Below are 16,602 nucleotides of genomic sequence, written 5' to 3' on the forward strand. Positions count from 1 at the left end.
AATACGGCCTGTTCTGGTAGAAGGAAGACGGCGACCCGCTGGACTAGTCGGTTGCCGGTCGCAATCGTCAATTGTCCCCCTCGCCGCTGGCGGCTTCGGCGACTTTCGCGGTGTCGACGAACTGCTCGAAGCGCACGATGAGACCCCCGCGGACAATGAAGTGGTGCGCTACCCGGACATTGAGCTTCCGCCCGGTTTTACGGTGCGTTGCTGTGTATCGTGCGAGGACGACGACGTTCTCACCATCGACGACGTAGTTGTCATCGTGAGCGGTCCAACCGTCCCAGTCGCGTCCGAGTACTTCCATGACGTTGGACGTGACACCCTGCGGTGTGCGATAGGTTCCCGCAAGGGGAAACCCCGCCATTTCAGTCCATTCGACATCGGGCGCCATCGTGGCACGAAGCGCCTCGAGGTCACCGGCCGCTGAGGCAATGTACTGCCGGCGGACAACGTCACGCGGCGCCATGGACGTCCCAGGGTCCATCGTCTCGTTCAGCCCCACGTCATCTCACCTTTGGCCACCTTGGGTCCAATTTGTGCCGCGATCAGCATTCCCGATTCCGGATAGCTTTCAACGAGCGCCGCTGTTGCCGAAGCACCATCGGGGGAACTGTCGAGAATGCGCTCGAAGTCCTGCAGATACTTGCGGGTGAAATCAATGCCGCTCGCATCGTTTGCGGTCCCAGGGAGCCGGTGTCCGGCGACGACCAACTGAGGCTCCAGCGATTGCATCTCATCGAGCATGTCGATCCAGGCAGCCCGCTGTTCCGGCGTCGCGGTATCGGCGGTCCAGACATGTTCCTGCTGGAACACCAGGACCCCACCAACGACGGCCTGGTAATCGGCGTTCCACAGATAATGCCGGTCCGGCAGCAGGGTCGAACCTCCCCTGACGTCGAATCTGTAACCATCCAGCTCAAGGAAATCACCGACGAGCGGGGTGATCGGGACCAATCGCGTTGGCAGGTTCGCTCCCAGCGTGGCCCACGCCTTGAGCTTGCCTTCGAAGGAGTCGCGGATGTGCTCGATCACGATCGGAGTGGCGACGATGGCCGCATGGGGAAACGCCTCAGCGATAGCTTCCAGGCCGAAATAGAAATCCGGGTCGGCGTGGCTTACAAAGACCGTGGTCAGGACCTTCCCGGAGTCGAGAATGGCGGCCACCAACCGGTGTCCGTCTGCCCGGGTGAAGCCGGCATCAATAAGCAACGCTCCGGTGGGACCTGTGACCAGAGTGGCTGACTTATTGGGTGAACCGGCGGGAAAGTCCAGATCGAAGACTTCGAAGTTAAGCGACATGGGTGGTGCTCCTTCTCGTGTACAGCACGGAACGTCCAGGCAGGCGGCTTGGTACCACCCATAGCCAGTAACAAAGCTGACTAGTCAGCTATTCCCCTCCCGCGCACCGACCGGTGATCACGGCATGGTCGGCAGTTCTTTCGCGGCGTTCTTACTCAGCGTCCGGATAGCTGTCGCAAAGACCTCTGCCTGATCAACAGGCAACGGATCGATGACATAGCGTTCCACGTTTCGGGCATGCAGGGCAGCGGCCCGAAGGAGGACTTGCTCTCCATGAGGGGTGAGGTGGATCAGCTGGACGCGACGATCATCCATGGAACCCCTGCGCTCGATCAAACCCTGCGCCGATGCCCGCTGAACCAGCCGGGTAGCACCACCCGAGGTCAGCACCCTGGCTTGCGCAATATCGCGCACAGGCATTCCCGTGTCACCAGCACGGCCCACTAAGAGAAGGAGTTCGAACAGTGAGTGACTGACCCCCGCCTCCTGCTCCAAGGATCGACCAAGCAAATACTCCAGCCGGTTAGCAGCACCAAGCAAACGCCCGAAAACCAGGATACGAGGATCATTGGCGGCCTCTTGAGCAGTCTTAAGTTCTCCCTGTACTTCCACCCTCCAACACTAAACGTGGGGTACGGCTAGAGATACCGGCAACTTGCTGGGGCCATTGAGATTACTCTTCCGCGGCTTGCCCCGGCTCCCAGTCGCCGTCGCCTCCCGACGTTCTGGGCCGCAACAACAGGGCCCTCAGTTCCTCAAGAAGTTCCAGTTGTTGGCTGTTGATTGCCATCAGCCGATCGATCTCGGTTTTTGCCTGCACGTCCGTTTCATAGTCATGCAAGGCCATAGCTGCTGCGATGGCGTCTTGCCGCTTTGCAGCTATCAGCAATATTGCGCCCTGAAGCCCAGCCAGCATGGACAGGAAGAGGTTCAGAAGGATGAATGGATATGGATCCCATGCATGTGACGTAAAGACAAATGTGTTGATAGCAGCCCAAGCAGCCATAAATGCAACGAACAGCGATACGAAAATCCAACTACCCATGCCATTCCGAAGGATATCCGCTGCGCGCTCGCCCCGGCTCAAACCTGCTTTATGCTGCCTATGCCAGGTAGCCGGTCTCTCACTCATGAACCCAGCGTAGGGTCTGCTGCCCTGCATTCGGACATTCGGCACGAGGAGATCGAGCTCCTTTAGGAATCCGGCTCCGTCCATACCCAGTCGCGGATTTCAGGGAGGTCCTCGAAGTGTTCGCGTATATGTGCAGCGTGGGCGTCGAGCTGGTTGCGGCAGTGTTCCAGGAGTTCTTCTGCACCCGCGAAATGTCCGCGGGAACGGCGAAGTGATTCCATGACGAGGTGATAGCGGCTGACTTTGTTCAGGACCACCATGTCAAACGGTGTGGTCGTAGTACCCTGCTCGTTGTATCCGCGGACGTGGAACCTCTCAGGCAGCGGGCGACCATGCAGGAGCTGATGGAGGGCCCGTGCATACCCGTGCCATGCCATCACCACATCCACGTCACCAGTAAAGATCTCTTCAAATTTCTCACTGGAAAGCCCATGCGGATGCGTGTCCGGAGGCGGTAGGACCATGGCGTCCATGACGTTGACCACCCTGACAGTCAGATCGGGAACATGGCGCCGGAGCAGCCATGCCGCTGCCAGGGTCTCCTGGGTCGGAACATCCCCCGCACAGGCCAGGATGATGTCGGGTTTCGCAACGTCCTTCGAAGACCCCAGGGACACTTCGTTCCCCGCCCAGTCCCATACGGATGCACCGACGGCGGCGTGCTTCCTGGCCTCGTCGAGGGTCAAATACTGCGGGTGGTCCTGCTTGTCGATGACAGCAAGGTTCACATAGTTCTTGCTTTTGAGCATGTGTTCCGCTGTGACCAGCAGGGTGTTGGCATCCGGTGGAAGGTAGACTCGTATGACAGTGCCGGACAGCGACAAGACCGTGTCGATGAGTCCCGGACCCTGATGGCTGAAACCGTTGTGGTCGTTCCGCCAGCAGGTAGAGGTCAGGAGGATATTCAGGCTCGGCACAGGCTGCCGCCACTCCAGGTCCCGCGAATGTTGGAGCCATTTGGCGTGCTGGACTGTCATGGACGCACTCACCATTGCAAACGCCTCGTAGCTCGCGAACAAGCCGTACCTGCCAGTAAGGACGTATCCTTCCAGCCATCCTTGGCAGAGATGTTCGGAGAGGACTTCTATGACGCGTCCATTAGCGGAAACATGGTCGCCGCCAGGTGGGGCAGCCACACTGGCATCCGGCTCCAGAAGGCAACGGTCCGTGGCTTCAAAGACGGCACCGAGCCTGTTGCTGTTGGTTTCGTCCGGACAGAAAAGCCGGAATTTGGGATCCTCGGCAGTGTCAATATAGATGTCCCGAAGCATCTCCCCCAGCGGCTTTGTGCTTTGGTACATTTTTTGGCCTCGGGGAAGGGTCTCCACAGCGTACTTTTCGATCGGCGGAACCACGAGATCCGTGCCACCCACGCCGCGGCTGGCCGGCAGCGCTCCCATGCGCAGATCGCCGTCGGGAGCCAGCGCCGACAGTTCGGCGACAAGCCGGCCATCGGCGTCGAACAGTTCCTCGGGCCGGTAGGAGCGCATCCAGGTTTCCAGTTGTGCCAGGTGCTCCGGCTTTTCCCGCACTCCGGCAAGAGGGACCTGATGTGAACGGAAAGTACCTTCGACGGGGACCCCATCAACGGTGGCCGGCCCCGTCCAGCCTTTGGGTGTCCGCAGGATAATCGCTGGCCATCGGGCCGGCCCCGTAACGCCTTCCTGGCGGGCATGTGACTGTATCGCCCGGATGGCTGCATAGGCCGAGTCCATGGCTGATGCCAATGCTGGATGGACAAGACCAGGATCATCCCCATCGACGATCACAGGCTCCCAGCCATGCGCTTCGAGCAACGACGCCACCTCCAGGTTCGAGCGCCGTCCCAAGACAGTAGGCCCCGAGATCTTGTAGCCGTTGAGGTGGAGAATCGGAAGCACAGCGCCGTCGCTCAGCGGATTAAGAAACGACGGCGCCTTCCAGGAACCCTCCAATGGCCCGGTTTCTGCCTCCCCGTCCCCCACCACACACGCAACGATCAGGCCGGGGTTGTCCATTGCCGCACCTGTGGCATGCATCAGCGAATACCCCAATTCACCGCCTTCGTGAATGGAACCTGGCGTGGCCGGGCCGACATGGCTCGCGATCCCGCCCGGCGTCGAAAACTGCCTGACCAGTCGTCTCAGCCCTGCAAGATCCCTGCCAACAGCGGGATAGACCTCGGAATAGCTGCCTTCGAGATATGTGTTGGCGACGACGGCGGGGCCTCCGTGACCGGGGCCCGTCACCAAGAGGACTTCCGCACTCGTGCGACGGATGAGGCGATTCAGGTGGGCGTAAATGAGAGACAACCCGGGACTGGTCCCCCAATGGCCCAGAAGTCTGGGCTTGATGTGCTGGGCTTGCAATGGCTCGCGGAGCAGCGGATTTTCCTGGAGATAGATCTGTGCAACAGTCAGGTAGTTCGCCGCTGCCCAGTACTTGTTGAGCAGTTCGAAGTCTTCGCTTTCCGCCCGCGAACCTGGGTGGCTGTCTTGAGTGCGTTGCGTCATGCCGCGTTCCTTCCTAGCTATGTCTACCGAGGAGTGATGAAGTTGCTTCAGCTATCGCCCGTTCCTCGTCGCTGGGCACCACCAGCACAGGAAATGACGAGTCATCGGAGCTGACTCCACGGATGCCTTCCACTGGGGTCGAATTCCTGTCCTCCGCGATGCGCAATCCCAAGGGGGCCAGCCACGAGAGGACCTGCGACCTGAACACATCGGAGTTCTCGCCCACCCCACCTGTGAATACCAAAGCGTCGGGCTTTTGAACCACCATGGAGTACGCCGCTACGTACTTGGCCAAACGATAGGCAGCCGTTTCGAGGGCGAGAATCGCCTTGGGTTCTCCCCTAGTTGCAGCCGCGCAGACCTCACGCATGTCCGCGGTCCCGGCCAATGCCCGGAGGCCTGATCTGTGGTTGAGCACCTCATCGACGTCGTCGGCCGACGCTCCCGCACGTTGCATCAACAGGATGATGGAAGGGTCCAGATCACCGGAGCGGGTTCCCATGACGAGTCCCTCCAGCGGTGTCATTCCCATGGAGGTGTCAACGCTCTGACCTCCCCTCACGGCAGTGACTGAGGCCCCGTTTCCGATATGCGCCACAATCGCATTCAACGCGGAACCGTCCACCCCGAGGTAGGACGCAGTGTCACGGCAGGCCATCCCCACGGATATGCCATGAAATCCGAAGCGCCTGATGGGGTGTTCCACATAGCTGTCTTCCGGAACGGCATAGCGGGCGGCGAACTCCGGTATGGACCGGTGGAAAGCGGTGTCGAAGACGGCCACCTGTGGAACGCCCGGCCAACGCTCTTGCGCAGTGTTCATGCACGCGGCGCTGGCAGGATTGTGAAGCGGCGCCAGCGGGCTGAGCCCTTCAATAACCCTTACAACGTCTGGCGTGACAAGTGCAGGGGTGCTGAAGCGGTCGCCTCCGTGGACCACACGATGCCCGACTGAATCCGGAGTACCTGAATCCAGGCTGTTGGCCACAGCCATAACGATTTCGTCAAAAACGCCGTGGAGGCGGGCGGCATCGAAACGGTGATCCGGCGGCCAGTTGACTTGTCCGGAAGCCAGGATGCTGTTGTTTCCGGTCGGGACCGTGGTGTCCCTCAAGTGGTACTTCAGTGACGACGAGCCGGGGTTCAGCACAAGAACGTGCACCTCATGTCCTTCCCGTCGATCTTCGGTGAAAGGTCAAGCACTCTCTGCTGAGGACCCTAACGCACTCTGCCGATCAGCGGGAGGGGCTTCGGACCCTTGCCACGACGGTCCGCCACGCCGATAGTGGAGACGATCACTATCGGAATGAACCGAAGGGACGTCTGTACGTGAAAAAGCAGATTCTGGCAGCCCTTGATGGTTCCAGGGCGGGCAGCCGTGTCGCAGACTGGGCTGTCGCCCGTGCAGATTCCCTCGGTCTGGTACTCAATCTCATCCACATCGTTCCCCCGGATTGGGCATTCCCACTGCCGGGTGACCGTACCTTGGCGATGGAGCGTGCCAACGACCTCCTCAAGAGCGAAGCAGCGCGACTTGCCGGGGTCTTTCCCTCGATGGAGATCAAATCCACACAATTCTCCGGCGAACCCGCGGAAACGATTGCCTCCCTGTCCTCGGAAGCGGAGATGGTGGTGGTTGGAACGGATCGCGGCCCAGGTACCGAAGGGCAGGGGTACGGCTCGGTCAGTTTCCAGATCGCAGTCACCAGCAAAGCGCCTGTCGCTGTGGTCCCGGACATTACTGCAGGGAAACGTTCTGGAGTGGTGGTCGGAGTAGACGGCTCCCCAGATTCGCTGTGCGCCTTGGACATGGCAGCTACTGAAGCCTCACGCCTAAGGGAAGAGGTGGTGATTGTTCATGCATCAGGTCCAGGGGCCCTGGCGCCCAAGGATAGGGACGTTATGGGCGACTCTGTCCGGTGGGTCAAAGAACGTTACCCGGCCCTGAACGTCCGGGAGAAGTTGGACTTGGACCACCGTCCAGGGGATGCACTCGTCGCTGCTGCAAAGGAAGCCCAGGTCCTGGTGATGGGATGCAGGGGTCGTGGCGGACTGCGCGTGCTTTTGGGATCTGTGGCGCAGCATGTTCTCCTGAATGTCCAGTGCCCCACAATCCTGACCCGGCCCGAGCCAAACACGCGGCATGGCAATTAGCCGTTTTCGTCGTCGTTCCGTTTTGAGGAGTCCCCGTCCGTCGTGTCGTCCACGGCAGCCGACGGGTCCAGGGGCGGCCACCATTTCGACGGCGGCGTGATCACAAACCGCCGACCACTGATTTCCGTGGGAGTGACCCTGACCAGAATGTCCTTTGCACCCGGCTGCCATGGCGACAACCCTGCATTTACGGCTTCCTGAATTTCCTCGGGGTGGGTTACGAACTCTGGATGACCCTTGATGATGACACTCCACGCGATGGTTCCATAACGATTAAATCCATCAGCCTCCAAGGCAAGCGGTGTCCCTTCACGAAGGGCTTTGTGTTTGGTCCCTTGCCCTGTCCTGAACAGGATCGTCCCGAAATTGGGAATGTAGTTCACCGGAAAGATCTCCGGAACGTTTCCGTTGATGAGTGCAATCCTGCAGGTGGATGTGGACTGAAGATACTTCCAGCAGTCGTGAACGCTGAGCTCTTTGGTGTCCTGGTCCATCGATGTGTTCTCCATGGCGCGAGCCTAACGCGTCCTGCCAAACGGGTGTAGGGCAAAAGGTCCTGTCGTGACCATGCCCTTTGGCCCTAGACGCAACCAGGTCCAGGGTGGAGCCTTTCATCGAACAGGCATCCCGCATTGGAGTAACGATGTCCCTTGGGAACCAACCTCCTGCCCCGCTGTCCGAGACGGCTGGCACTGAAGGCCTCAGTTCCCATGCCGCCGCAAAGTTGTTGGAAACCGTGGGACCGAACGTCCTGCCAAGAGCAAAGAAGGTCTCCCAGTGGCGAAAGTTGCTGGGCGAGCTAACGCACTTCTTTGCACTGATGCTCTGGGCTGCGGCGGTGCTCGCCTACATCGGCGGATTGCCGCAGCTATGTGTGGCTATCGTTATTGTCGTCATCGTCAACGGGGTTTTTGCCCACATCCAGCAGGAACGTGCCCAGCATGCAGCGGAGCGCCTGCAAGGACTCCTCCCGGCCGAAGTGACCGTCCGTCGTGACGGCAAGATCCAAAGCGTCCACGCCAGTGAACTTGTCCCTGGGGACGTGGTAATCCTCGCAGCTGGGGACAAGCTGCCCGCGGACATTCGATTCATTTCTGCCTCCGGATGCACGGTGGACGAATCCATGCTGACCGGTGAAAGCGTTGCCGTGCCTAAGACCACCAAGGACACAGCCTGGGGTGGAACGTTCCTGGTCAACGGCGAAGCGGAAGGCCTGGTGGTCGCCACGGGAGGGAACACGAAACTGGCCGCTATCGCTGCCCTCACGAGTGGCACAAAGTCCCCGCCAACGCCATTGACGCTGGAACTGCGGAGGATAGTCCGGCTTGTCGCCTTGGTGGCATTGACGGTCGCCGGATTGTTCTTCATTGTCTCCCTGTTGGTGGGGATCGTCTGGCGTGACGCATTTCTTTTCGCGATCGGCGTTGCAGTCGCCCTCATCCCGGAGGGGCTCTTGCCGACGGTAACGCTTTCGCTGGCGATGGGAGCACAGCGCATGGCTGACCGCCATGCCCTGGTGCGCAATCTTGAGGCCGTCGAAACGCTCGGTTCCACCACCTTCATCTGCACGGACAAGACAGGCACCTTGACCCAAAACCGGATGAACGCCGTCGAGGTTTTTACAACAGCCGGTACGGTGACAATCGCAGGAGAGGGCTATGGACCTGATGCCCGCATCGAAGGGGAGGCAAAGGATGCAGCGCTCGGCGTTGCTTTGGCCGCACGCAGCGCTTCCCAAGGACGGGCCGTTCTTCAAGGCGATGAATGGGCAGCGCAGGGGGATCCCATGGAAGCGGCCATCGATGCCCTCGCCCGCCGCCTGAGCGGTGGCGGGAGGGAATCCGGCGCCGTGAACCGCCGTTTTGCCTTTGACGCTGACAGGCGGCGGGAGTCCGTGATTTCAGGGACAACGCTCTGCATGAAAGGTGCGCCGGAATCGGTTCTTCCTTTGTGCGGAGATCCCGCAACGAGCTTCACACAGGCGTTGGAGGCCATGGCGTCACGGGGCCTGCGTGTGATCGCAGTAGCACAGCGGGAATTACCGGGGATGGCCACAGACTGGTTACATCGTTCAGCAGAGGACACTGAACAGAACCTTCAAATACTGGGTCTTATTGGCCTGCATGACCCACCACGACCTGACGTCCAAAGTGTGCTCAAGGCTGCCCGGGGAGCTGGAATCCGGATTGCCATGATTACTGGCGACCATCCCTCAACAGCCGGTGCAATCGCCAGGGAGGTAGGCCTGATGGGTCCGGACAACCTCGTTGTCCAAGGCTCCGAGCTTCCCGAGGACGAGCAGATCCTCGGAGCGCTCCTGGATCGCGATGGAATTGTGGTCAGCAGGGTCTCTCCGGAACAAAAGCTCCGGGTGGCGAAGGCGCTGCAGATGCGCGGCCATGTGGTGGCGATGACCGGCGACGGTGTGAACGACGGTCCTGCACTGCGCCAGGCCGACATCGGAGTGGCAATGGGTCTCAGCGGCACGGACGTCGCCCGTGAGGCGGCCGACCTCGTGCTCCTGGATGACCACTTCGCCACCATCGTTGCCGCCATCGAACAGGGCAGGGCAACCTACTCGAATATCCACAGATTCCTGACCTACCATCTCACGGACAACGTGGCTGAGTTGGCTCCTTTCGTCATCTGGGCCCTGTCCGGCGGCCAATTCCCGCTCGCGCTTGGCGTTCTCCAGATTTTGGCCCTCGACATAGGAACAGACCTGCTGCCTGCCCTCGCCCTTGGCGCAGAGCCACCCGGCAAACGGGTCCTGAACCGCCCGCCCGAGAAGCGGCACCTCCTGGACCGCCGGCTCATGTTCAGGGTATTTGCCGTCATGGGACCCACGGAAGCCCTGTTCGCCATGGCTGCGTTTTCGACGATCCTCTTCGGAAGCGGCTGGGCACGGGGTGAACCATTGGATCCGGGCGTGCTGATGTCCGCTTCAGGGGGCGCCTTTGCCGCCGTCGTACTGGGACAACTTGCAACCGCTTTTGCGTGTCGCAGTGCAACAGCTCCCCCGTGGAAACAAGGTTGGCTAACCAACCGCCTTCTGCTCTGGGCAGTTGCCGCTGAACTGGTCGCCTTGGCCGTGTTCGTGTTCGTCCGGCCTGTGGCCGAACTGCTGGGACAAGCACCCCCGAATGCCGTGGGATGGCTGGTTGCGTTCCTTGCCATCCCGGGCGTCCTTGGCGTCGATTGGCTGTACAAACGCCTGCGTCAACGGCAGGCCACGACGCTTGAAGAATCCTGAGAGATGCATGTCCTTCGGCCCTATCGCGGCTGCCGGCGCAACGGCAAGCTGGTTCCATGAATGCACAATCACGGTCGCATCGAATCGTCGTTGGCGTGGATGGCTCGGAGTTCTCTTCCAATACCCTGAAGATGGCGGGACGCCTGGCGGCCGTTTTCGACGCGCCGATCGACGTCGTCACGTGTGTTGGCATGTCCGACTACTTTATGGCGTCCCGCTTTGAGCCCGAATTGACCCGCTTCACCTCACAGCTCGAAGATACCGCCAGGCGATTGGCCGACGAAGCGTTGGAGCGTGCCTTTGGAGCATCCCGCCCAGAGGAGCTTACCGTTACGGTCAAGTTCGGGGAACCTGCCAAGGTACTGGTGGAAGAAAGCCGTGACGCGCAGCTGCTCGTCGTCGGCAGGCGCGGCGCTGGCGGGTTCCTCAGCCAGCCCATAGGATCCGTCAGCAGGGTCTGCGCAGCCCACTCGCATTGCCCGGTTATGGTCGTCACAACGGAGGACGGTAGCTAGTCAGGGCTCTGGGCCTGGATTGCCGTGATCGCAACCGTGTTGATGATGTCTTCCACAGTTGATCCCCTGGAAAGATCATTGATCGGCTTGCGCAGGCCTTGAAGGATAGGCCCGACGGCGATAGCGCCCGACGACTGTTCAACAGCCTTATAGGTGTTGTTGCCTGTGTTGAGGTCGGGAAAGATGAACACGGTCGCCTTTCCGGCCACTGCGGATGCAGGCAGCTTGGAACTGGCGATGGCCTCATTCACCGCCGCGTCGTATTGGATAGGTCCGTCCACAGGAAGGTCAGGACGTGCCTTCCTCACCAATTCCGTGGCACGACGCACCTTTTCCACAGCAGTCCCGGATCCTGATCCTCCCGTCGAGTAGGAGAGCATGGCTACCCTTGGTTCGACGCCGAACCGAACAGCAGTGGCTGCGGAGGCGACGGCGATGGCTGCCAGCTGAGAGTCCGTTGGATCTGGGACGACTGCGCAGTCCCCGTAAACCAATATCCGGTCGGGGAACAACATGAAAAAAACGGAGGACACCAGCCCATCGGCATCCCGGCTCTTAACGAATTCCAGGGCCGGGCGGATGGTGTTGGCTGTGGTGTGCGCGGCTCCCGAAACCAGTCCATCTGCATCACCAAGCTGCACCATCATCGTGCCGAAGTAGGCTCCGTCAACCATGATTTCCCTGGCGCGCTCCATAAGCATGCCTTTGTGGGCCCGCAGCCGCACATACTCGGCGGCGTAGCGCTCACGGAGAGGTGAGGTTGCAGGATCCACTACCCGTACTCCCCCGACGTCGATTCCGTGCGCGGCGGAGAGCTCCTGGATCGCGGCCACATTTCCCAGAAGCGTTACGTCGCAGACGTCGCGGCGTCGAAGAATCTCTGCGGCACGAAGTACCCGGACGTCGCTCCCCTCGGCAAGGATGATGCGCCTCTTTTGCTTCCTCGCCCGTTCGATCAATTCATTGAGGAAACGCAACGGCGTCATGATTGCCGGGCGAGGCAGCGCCAAGCGAGCCAGCAGTTCGGGTTCATCGATGTACCTTGCCCACACCCCCAGTGCCGCTGCCACTTTGCGGTTCTCTCCAGTGTGGATTTCGCTGCGGACGCCAGCGGCTTTTTGGGCCACGACGTAACTATCAGCCATTTCATCGAAAACGGGAAACGGTGCACGCGACAACAAGGATGTGACGTGAGGACCCGGGGACAGTCCGTCTGCCAAAATAACAGCCGCGGGAGTGGGAAACTCGGGCGACAGCGCCGACGCAATGCTGGTCATGATGATGTCTGCACGGTCACCCGGAACGATGATCAAATCGCCGGCTTCAAGCACACGCAAGAAGTTGTCCACGTTCATTCCCGCCAGCCTGATGCTGCGCACATCCCGGTCCAGCTCCGCACTGCCGGACATACGGTGGAGACCGAGCGAAGCCACAACATCCGCCACAGTCGGGGTCGAAATATCAGAGACTTCGGGTATCACATAGCAGGGAACGGGACCCACCATCGCCCGGACTGCCGCCTGTAGTTCCGAATGCAGCTGGTCCACAGACGTTGGTTCGGCACGGTTCACCACGACGGCCAACAGGGGGCAGTGCGCAGAGTCATACTGCCTGATGGCTGCTTCCACGGCCGCCGTTGTTTGCGTCGACGTGAGACCTCGGGCGCCGACCACAGCCAATACAGGGAGCCCCAGGTTGGTCGCCAGCCTGGCATTCAGATCGAACTCCCTGCCCGTGGCGTTTCCGCGAAGGTCCGATCCATCAACAACAACCACATCGCAATTGTTGGCAATCTGCGCATATTCCGTGAGCATCAGGGAAAGGAGCTCGTCCTTCCGGCCGGCGATCGTATCTGCCATGGCCGTGGGCAATGACACGCCACTTCGGCACCGCGCAGCGTCCAGTTCGTAGAGCCGCCGAAGCATGAAGATCACAGGATCCCGGTGCGTATCGGTAGTGTTGACAATCGGGCGGTAGAAGCCCAGACGACCCGAGTGCCGATGAAGGGCGTCGACCACTCCCAAAGCCACCAGCGATTTACCCGAGCCCGGTAGCGCCGAGGCAACGTAGACGCCTTGAACCATGGGCCCTCCCTTCAGAGCCGGCCTTGACTGGTCCCAAGCATCTCCCACAACGAATCATGGCGCCAGAGCCTAAGGTCACGGTGGATAGGTCGCCGCAGGACCTTGGACTCTGTTGGCAGGCACGACCGCAGCCATAGGATCACGACATCAGATGGCAGGAACCTTCGGGCCTGTCCCGCCCCCACTGCAGGAGACAACGATCATGGAAAATGACGAGCGGCCCGGCACCGTCCTGTCTGAGGACGATTCATGGAAAGTCCTCGAACGCAACCAGCATGGTCGCCTGGCCGTCAGCGTTTTGGGTGAGCCCGACATCTATCCCCTGAACTTCATCGCCCACAACCATCGGCTGCTCCTAAGAACCAACCCGGGAACGAAGCTGGCCGAACTGACGGTGAATGAGAAGGTGGCCTTCGAAGTGGAGGAGATTGTAGATGCAGAGGCATGGAGCGTAGTTCTTAAGGGCAAGGCGAGGGTTATTGAGTCGCAAACCGAAATCGACGAGGCAGACAAGCTGCCCCTCAAACCATGGATTGCCACCCGCAAGTACACCTACGTCGAAATTACTCCGACAAGCATCCAGGGCCGTTACTTTGAACTTGGGGATGAGCCGGAACGTTACTGACGCGGAATCCGCTCGCGTTGGACGGTTTCCAGCTGTGCGGGCTTGAAATGCTGCATTGGTCCAAGTGCCCTTAGCGCGTTCAGAATCGTGGCCAGGTCTACAAGTTCCTGCAGCAGTGCTCCGGCAACAGCTGGGATCACCCCGAACGATGCCATGACCATCAGGCCCAGGCTCAACAGAATGCCGGTCCAGATACTCTGCCGGGCAATCCGCAGCGTGTACTCCCCGATGTCCACAGCCGACGCGACCCTGGACAGGTCATCGAGCATGATGACGACGTCAGCCGACTCGCTGGCTGCGGTGGCGCCTTTGGCGCCCATGGCGACTCCGACGTCGGCCGCAGCCAGGACGGGTGCGTCATTGACGCCGTCGCCCACCATCATGACTTGCCTCATCGGCAGGGACGCAACGGCAGCGACTTTGTCGGCCGGCAGGCATTCCGCCAAGACGTTGCCGATCCCGGCAACAGCGGCAATGTGGCGGGCAGTACTGGCGGTGTCGCCCGTCAGCAGCATCGTCTCCACGACACCGAGCTTCCGGAGCAGGGCGAGTGTATCAACGGCGTTGGTGCGCAGCGGATCGCTCATGATCAGGCTTCCGGCATATGTCCCATCGACACCGACGTACACGGCGAGCTGCCCACCGTCCAAGGGTGTGCGTTCGAACCCGTTCGTATTTGCGCTGACGAACGCAGGCTTTCCTACGAGAACCGTCTGCGGCCCCACAGCGGCGCTGACACCATTGGTGGCGTGTTCGCTGGCACCGGACGCCGGCAACAGAGGTAGGCCACGCTCGCGAGCCGCTTCAATGACAGAAGCCGCGAAGACATGGGAGGAGTATTGCTCGGCCGATGCCGCCAGCTGCAGCAGCCTGTCCTCGGACAGGGTTCCTCCAGCAGCAAGCCGTATCCCGGACAGTACGGGCCTGCCCTTAGTGAGTGTCCCGGTCTTATCGAACACAGCCGTCTTCACCCGGCTGAGCTTCTCCAGCGTACCGGCGTTCTTGATAATGATTCCGGCTTTGGCTGCGCGGCTGGCGCCGGCAAGAAATGCGACAGGTGCTGCTATCAACAAAGGGCAGGGTGTCGCCACCACCAGCACCTGGGCAAAGCGTACGGGATCCTGGCTAAGCAGCCACGCCGTACCGGCAAGAAGAAACGCAACCAGTGTGAACGGCACCGCGTACCTGTCAGCCAAGCGCACCATGGGGGCGCGGCTCGCTGCGGCTTCCCGCACCAAGGCGACGATCTGGCTGTACTGGGACTCCTCCGTTGAGGCAGTGGCCACCATGCGTATGGCGTCGGCTCCGTTCAGGGAGCCACTGAGCAGCAGGTCACCCTTTGCTCGCTCCGCCGGCAGGCTTTCCCCTGTGATCGCGGACTCGTCAAGAGTCCCGACGTCGGACAACATCCTGCCATCGACGGGGACCGTTTCTGCCGGCTTCACCAAGAGGAGGTCGCCAGGACGGATGAGATCGACATCAACGTCCACCACCTGGCCATCCGATCCCTCGCGATGGGCGCTCCGGGGTGCACGCTCCAACAACGCCCGTAGCTCTCTTGTAGCCCGGCCCTGCGCAAAGTCCTCCAGCGCTTCACCGCCGGTCAGCATGAGGACGATCACCATTGAGGCCACGTATTCCCCAACCGCGACCGTGGAACCAATCGCCGTTACCGCCAGGAGGTCAATGCCCCACCGCCCCTGAAGGAGGCCTTGGAGCATAGCCACCGTACGATATAGGGCCAGCGAGAGCGAATAGATGGTGGCCGTGACCTGGGCCGCAGCGGTATATCCCGCAACGGCCAATCCCGCAACGATGACCCCTGTCAGGACGGTGGACGCTACCAAAGGAAAGCGCACCGCAAGCTTCGCTACTTGCCGTGCCGTGGCGCTAATCATGCGGGGTTCTGCTGAGGACCACCTTCAACGCGTCCGTCTCGGCCGCCCTTGAGAACGTGTCGTACGCGTCCATGATCTGGTCAAGCGCGAAATGATGGGTTGCGAACTTCCCAGCAGGTAGCTTTTGTTGGGCGACAAGGCGAAGCAGCATCGGCGTCGTATTGGTGTTGACCAAGCCCATGCTGATATTGATGTTGCGGATCCAAAGATCTTGGAGCGGAAGTTCGACGGGCTTCCCGTGAACGCCAATGTTTGCAACATTTCCCCCTGGCCGCACCAAGCGCAATGCCATCTCAAATGTCTCCGGGAGCCCGACGGCTTCCAGGGCAACATCAACCCCGGCACCATCAGTGAGGGCAAGGACCTCACTGATCCATTCGGGGTTCCCCGGGTTCACGGTGTGCGTCGCACCAAATCCCGCCGCCCGGGCCAGGCGGCTCTCGTTGGGGTCAATGGCAATAATGGTCGCGGCTCCATAAAGCCCTGCCGTCGCCATCACTGCCAAGCCGATGGGCCCGGCGCCAACTACGGCAATGACGTCACCGGGGGCCACGCGACCATCGCGGACACCGATTTCGAAGGCTGTGGGAAGGATATCGGAGAGCATAACGGCCTGATCATCGCTTACCCCGGGTGGGAGCTTGTGGAGCGAGTTGTCCGCGTACGGGACGCGAACGAATTCCGCTTGGGTCCCGTCGATGAGGTGACCGAAGATCCACCCCGTCCCCACCTGGCCCTCTTCTCCAAGGCAATGGGAAAACAAGCCCTTCCTGCAGTTGCTGCAATGGCCGCAGGACTTGATGCACGAGATGATGACCCGGTCACCAACGCGCAGGCCACTAACCGAGGTGCCTATCTCGGTGACGGTACCGACGCCTTCATGCCCGAGGATCCGTCCTGGCTGTACCGCCGGGACGTCTCCCTTGAGGATGTGCAGGTCCGTCCCGCAGATGGTGGTCGTGTCAATGCGGACAATCGCATCCGTAGGGTGGGTGATGCGTGGATCAGGAACGTCTTTCCAGGACGTGGATCCTGGTCCTTCATAAACGAGTGCCTTCATGGTGTGGTCCATTCCTGTAGGAGCCTTGGAGCAGGAAAATGTACTGACGTCCCTCCACCAGGACGGCCATGCGGGCGTCGTTAGGGC

The 16,602-nt window shown here is 60.7% G+C and carries 14 protein-coding genes; 4 read left to right on the forward strand and 10 right to left on the reverse strand.

Annotated features, from left to right (window positions below; genetic code table 11):
- Window positions 1-67: 67 nt before the first annotated feature.
- The 6 genes from ACTAQJ_RS04680 to ACTAQJ_RS04705 form a co-directional block, all read right to left on the reverse strand.
- Entirely contained in the window at window positions 68-505 is a 438-nt protein-coding gene (locus tag ACTAQJ_RS04680; RefSeq protein WP_442005489.1) for a nuclear transport factor 2 family protein, read from the reverse strand.
- Entirely contained in the window at window positions 496-1,302 is an 807-nt protein-coding gene (locus ACTAQJ_RS04685) for an MBL fold metallo-hydrolase (RefSeq protein WP_442005490.1), read from the reverse strand. Before ACTAQJ_RS04685 ends, ACTAQJ_RS04680 begins: the two co-directional genes overlap by 10 nt.
- Before the next feature lie 117 nt (window positions 1,303-1,419).
- Window positions 1,420-1,914 carry a MarR family winged helix-turn-helix transcriptional regulator gene (locus ACTAQJ_RS04690; protein ID WP_442005491.1) on the reverse strand — a complete coding sequence of 165 codons (495 nt, stop codon included), beginning with the start codon at window positions 1,912-1,914 and terminating at the stop codon, window positions 1,420-1,422.
- A 61-nt stretch (window positions 1,915-1,975) separates the two neighbouring features.
- Window positions 1,976-2,434 carry a DUF1003 domain-containing protein gene (locus ACTAQJ_RS04695; protein ID WP_442005492.1) on the reverse strand — a complete coding sequence of 153 codons (459 nt, stop codon included), beginning with the start codon at window positions 2,432-2,434 and terminating at the stop codon, window positions 1,976-1,978.
- Between the two features lie 62 nt (window positions 2,435-2,496).
- Entirely contained in the window at window positions 2,497-4,926 is a 2,430-nt protein-coding gene (locus ACTAQJ_RS04700) for a phosphoketolase family protein (RefSeq protein WP_498701085.1), read from the reverse strand.
- A 13-nt stretch (window positions 4,927-4,939) separates the two neighbouring features.
- Complete coding sequence (locus ACTAQJ_RS04705) at window positions 4,940-6,088, reverse strand: acetate/propionate family kinase (RefSeq protein ID WP_442005494.1); 1,149 nt, start codon at window positions 6,086-6,088, stop codon at window positions 4,940-4,942.
- Between the two features lie 167 nt (window positions 6,089-6,255).
- Here ACTAQJ_RS04705 and ACTAQJ_RS04710 point away from each other — a divergent pair, with 167 nt between their 5' ends.
- Window positions 6,256-7,080 carry a universal stress protein gene (locus ACTAQJ_RS04710; RefSeq protein ID WP_442005495.1) on the forward strand — a complete coding sequence of 275 codons (825 nt, stop codon included), beginning with the start codon at window positions 6,256-6,258 and terminating at the stop codon, window positions 7,078-7,080.
- Here ACTAQJ_RS04710 and ACTAQJ_RS04715 read toward each other — a convergent pair.
- Window positions 7,077-7,589: a pyridoxamine 5'-phosphate oxidase family protein gene (locus tag ACTAQJ_RS04715; RefSeq protein WP_442005496.1), complete on the reverse strand. Its 513-nt coding sequence runs from the start codon at window positions 7,587-7,589 to the stop codon at window positions 7,077-7,079. The two genes, ACTAQJ_RS04710 and ACTAQJ_RS04715, sit on opposite strands and share 4 nt — an antisense overlap.
- Before the next feature lie 134 nt (window positions 7,590-7,723).
- Here ACTAQJ_RS04715 and ACTAQJ_RS04720 point away from each other — a divergent pair, with 134 nt between their 5' ends.
- Together ACTAQJ_RS04720 and ACTAQJ_RS04725 are read left to right on the forward strand one after the other, a co-directional pair.
- On the forward strand, window positions 7,724-10,333 hold the full coding sequence (locus ACTAQJ_RS04720; protein WP_498701089.1) for a cation-translocating P-type ATPase: 2,610 nt from the start codon (window positions 7,724-7,726) through the stop codon (window positions 10,331-10,333).
- A gap of 56 nt (window positions 10,334-10,389) precedes the next feature.
- Complete coding sequence (locus ACTAQJ_RS04725) at window positions 10,390-10,848, forward strand: universal stress protein (protein ID WP_442005498.1); 459 nt, start codon at window positions 10,390-10,392, stop codon at window positions 10,846-10,848.
- Here ACTAQJ_RS04725 and pta read toward each other — a convergent pair.
- Window positions 10,845-12,932 carry a phosphate acetyltransferase gene (gene pta, locus ACTAQJ_RS04730; protein WP_442005499.1) on the reverse strand — a complete coding sequence of 696 codons (2,088 nt, stop codon included), beginning with the start codon at window positions 12,930-12,932 and terminating at the stop codon, window positions 10,845-10,847. The genes ACTAQJ_RS04725 and pta overlap by 4 nt on opposite strands.
- 202 nt (window positions 12,933-13,134) lie before the next feature.
- Here pta and ACTAQJ_RS04735 point away from each other — a divergent pair, with 202 nt between their 5' ends.
- Entirely contained in the window at window positions 13,135-13,557 is a 423-nt protein-coding gene (locus ACTAQJ_RS04735; protein ID WP_442005500.1) for a pyridoxamine 5'-phosphate oxidase family protein, read from the forward strand.
- On the opposite strand, the gene ACTAQJ_RS04740 is transcribed toward ACTAQJ_RS04735, so the two are convergent.
- Together ACTAQJ_RS04740 and ACTAQJ_RS04745 are read right to left on the reverse strand one after the other, a co-directional pair.
- Window positions 13,551-15,455, reverse strand: a complete 1,905-nt coding sequence (locus ACTAQJ_RS04740) for a heavy metal translocating P-type ATPase (RefSeq protein WP_442005501.1) — start codon at window positions 15,453-15,455, stop codon at window positions 13,551-13,553. The genes ACTAQJ_RS04735 and ACTAQJ_RS04740 overlap by 7 nt on opposite strands.
- Window positions 15,448-16,515, reverse strand: a complete 1,068-nt coding sequence (locus ACTAQJ_RS04745; protein ID WP_498701091.1) for a zinc-dependent alcohol dehydrogenase family protein — start codon at window positions 16,513-16,515, stop codon at window positions 15,448-15,450. The genes ACTAQJ_RS04740 and ACTAQJ_RS04745 overlap by 8 nt, the downstream gene beginning before the upstream one ends.
- Window positions 16,516-16,602 lie beyond the last annotated feature (87 nt).

Source organism: Arthrobacter sp. alpha11c (assembly GCF_054149985.1).

What these genes read in the sequence shown, in the direction of transcription:
- ACTAQJ_RS04685 (WP_442005490.1), bottom strand. Translation starts at nt 1,302, where the DNA reads ATGTCGCTTAACTTCGAAGTCTTCGATCTGGACTTTCCCGCCGGTTCA.
- ACTAQJ_RS04695 (WP_442005492.1), bottom strand. Translation starts at nt 2,434, where the DNA reads ATGAGTGAGAGACCGGCTACCTGGCATAGGCAGCATAAAGCAGGTTTG.
- ACTAQJ_RS04700 (WP_498701085.1), bottom strand. Translation starts at nt 4,926, where the DNA reads ATGACGCAACGCACTCAAGACAGCCACCCAGGTTCGCGGGCGGAAAGC.
- ACTAQJ_RS04715 (WP_442005496.1), bottom strand. Translation starts at nt 7,589, where the DNA reads ATGGAGAACACATCGATGGACCAGGACACCAAAGAGCTCAGCGTTCAC.
- ACTAQJ_RS04720 (WP_498701089.1), top strand. Translation starts at nt 7,724, where the DNA reads ATGTCCCTTGGGAACCAACCTCCTGCCCCGCTGTCCGAGACGGCTGGC.
- ACTAQJ_RS04725 (WP_442005498.1), top strand. Translation starts at nt 10,390, where the DNA reads ATGAATGCACAATCACGGTCGCATCGAATCGTCGTTGGCGTGGATGGC.
- pta (WP_442005499.1), bottom strand. Translation starts at nt 12,932, where the DNA reads ATGGTTCAAGGCGTCTACGTTGCCTCGGCGCTACCGGGCTCGGGTAAA.
- ACTAQJ_RS04735 (WP_442005500.1), top strand. Translation starts at nt 13,135, where the DNA reads ATGGAAAATGACGAGCGGCCCGGCACCGTCCTGTCTGAGGACGATTCA.
- ACTAQJ_RS04740 (WP_442005501.1), bottom strand. Translation starts at nt 15,455, where the DNA reads ATGATTAGCGCCACGGCACGGCAAGTAGCGAAGCTTGCGGTGCGCTTT.
- ACTAQJ_RS04745 (WP_498701091.1), bottom strand. Translation starts at nt 16,515, where the DNA reads ATGAAGGCACTCGTTTATGAAGGACCAGGATCCACGTCCTGGAAAGAC.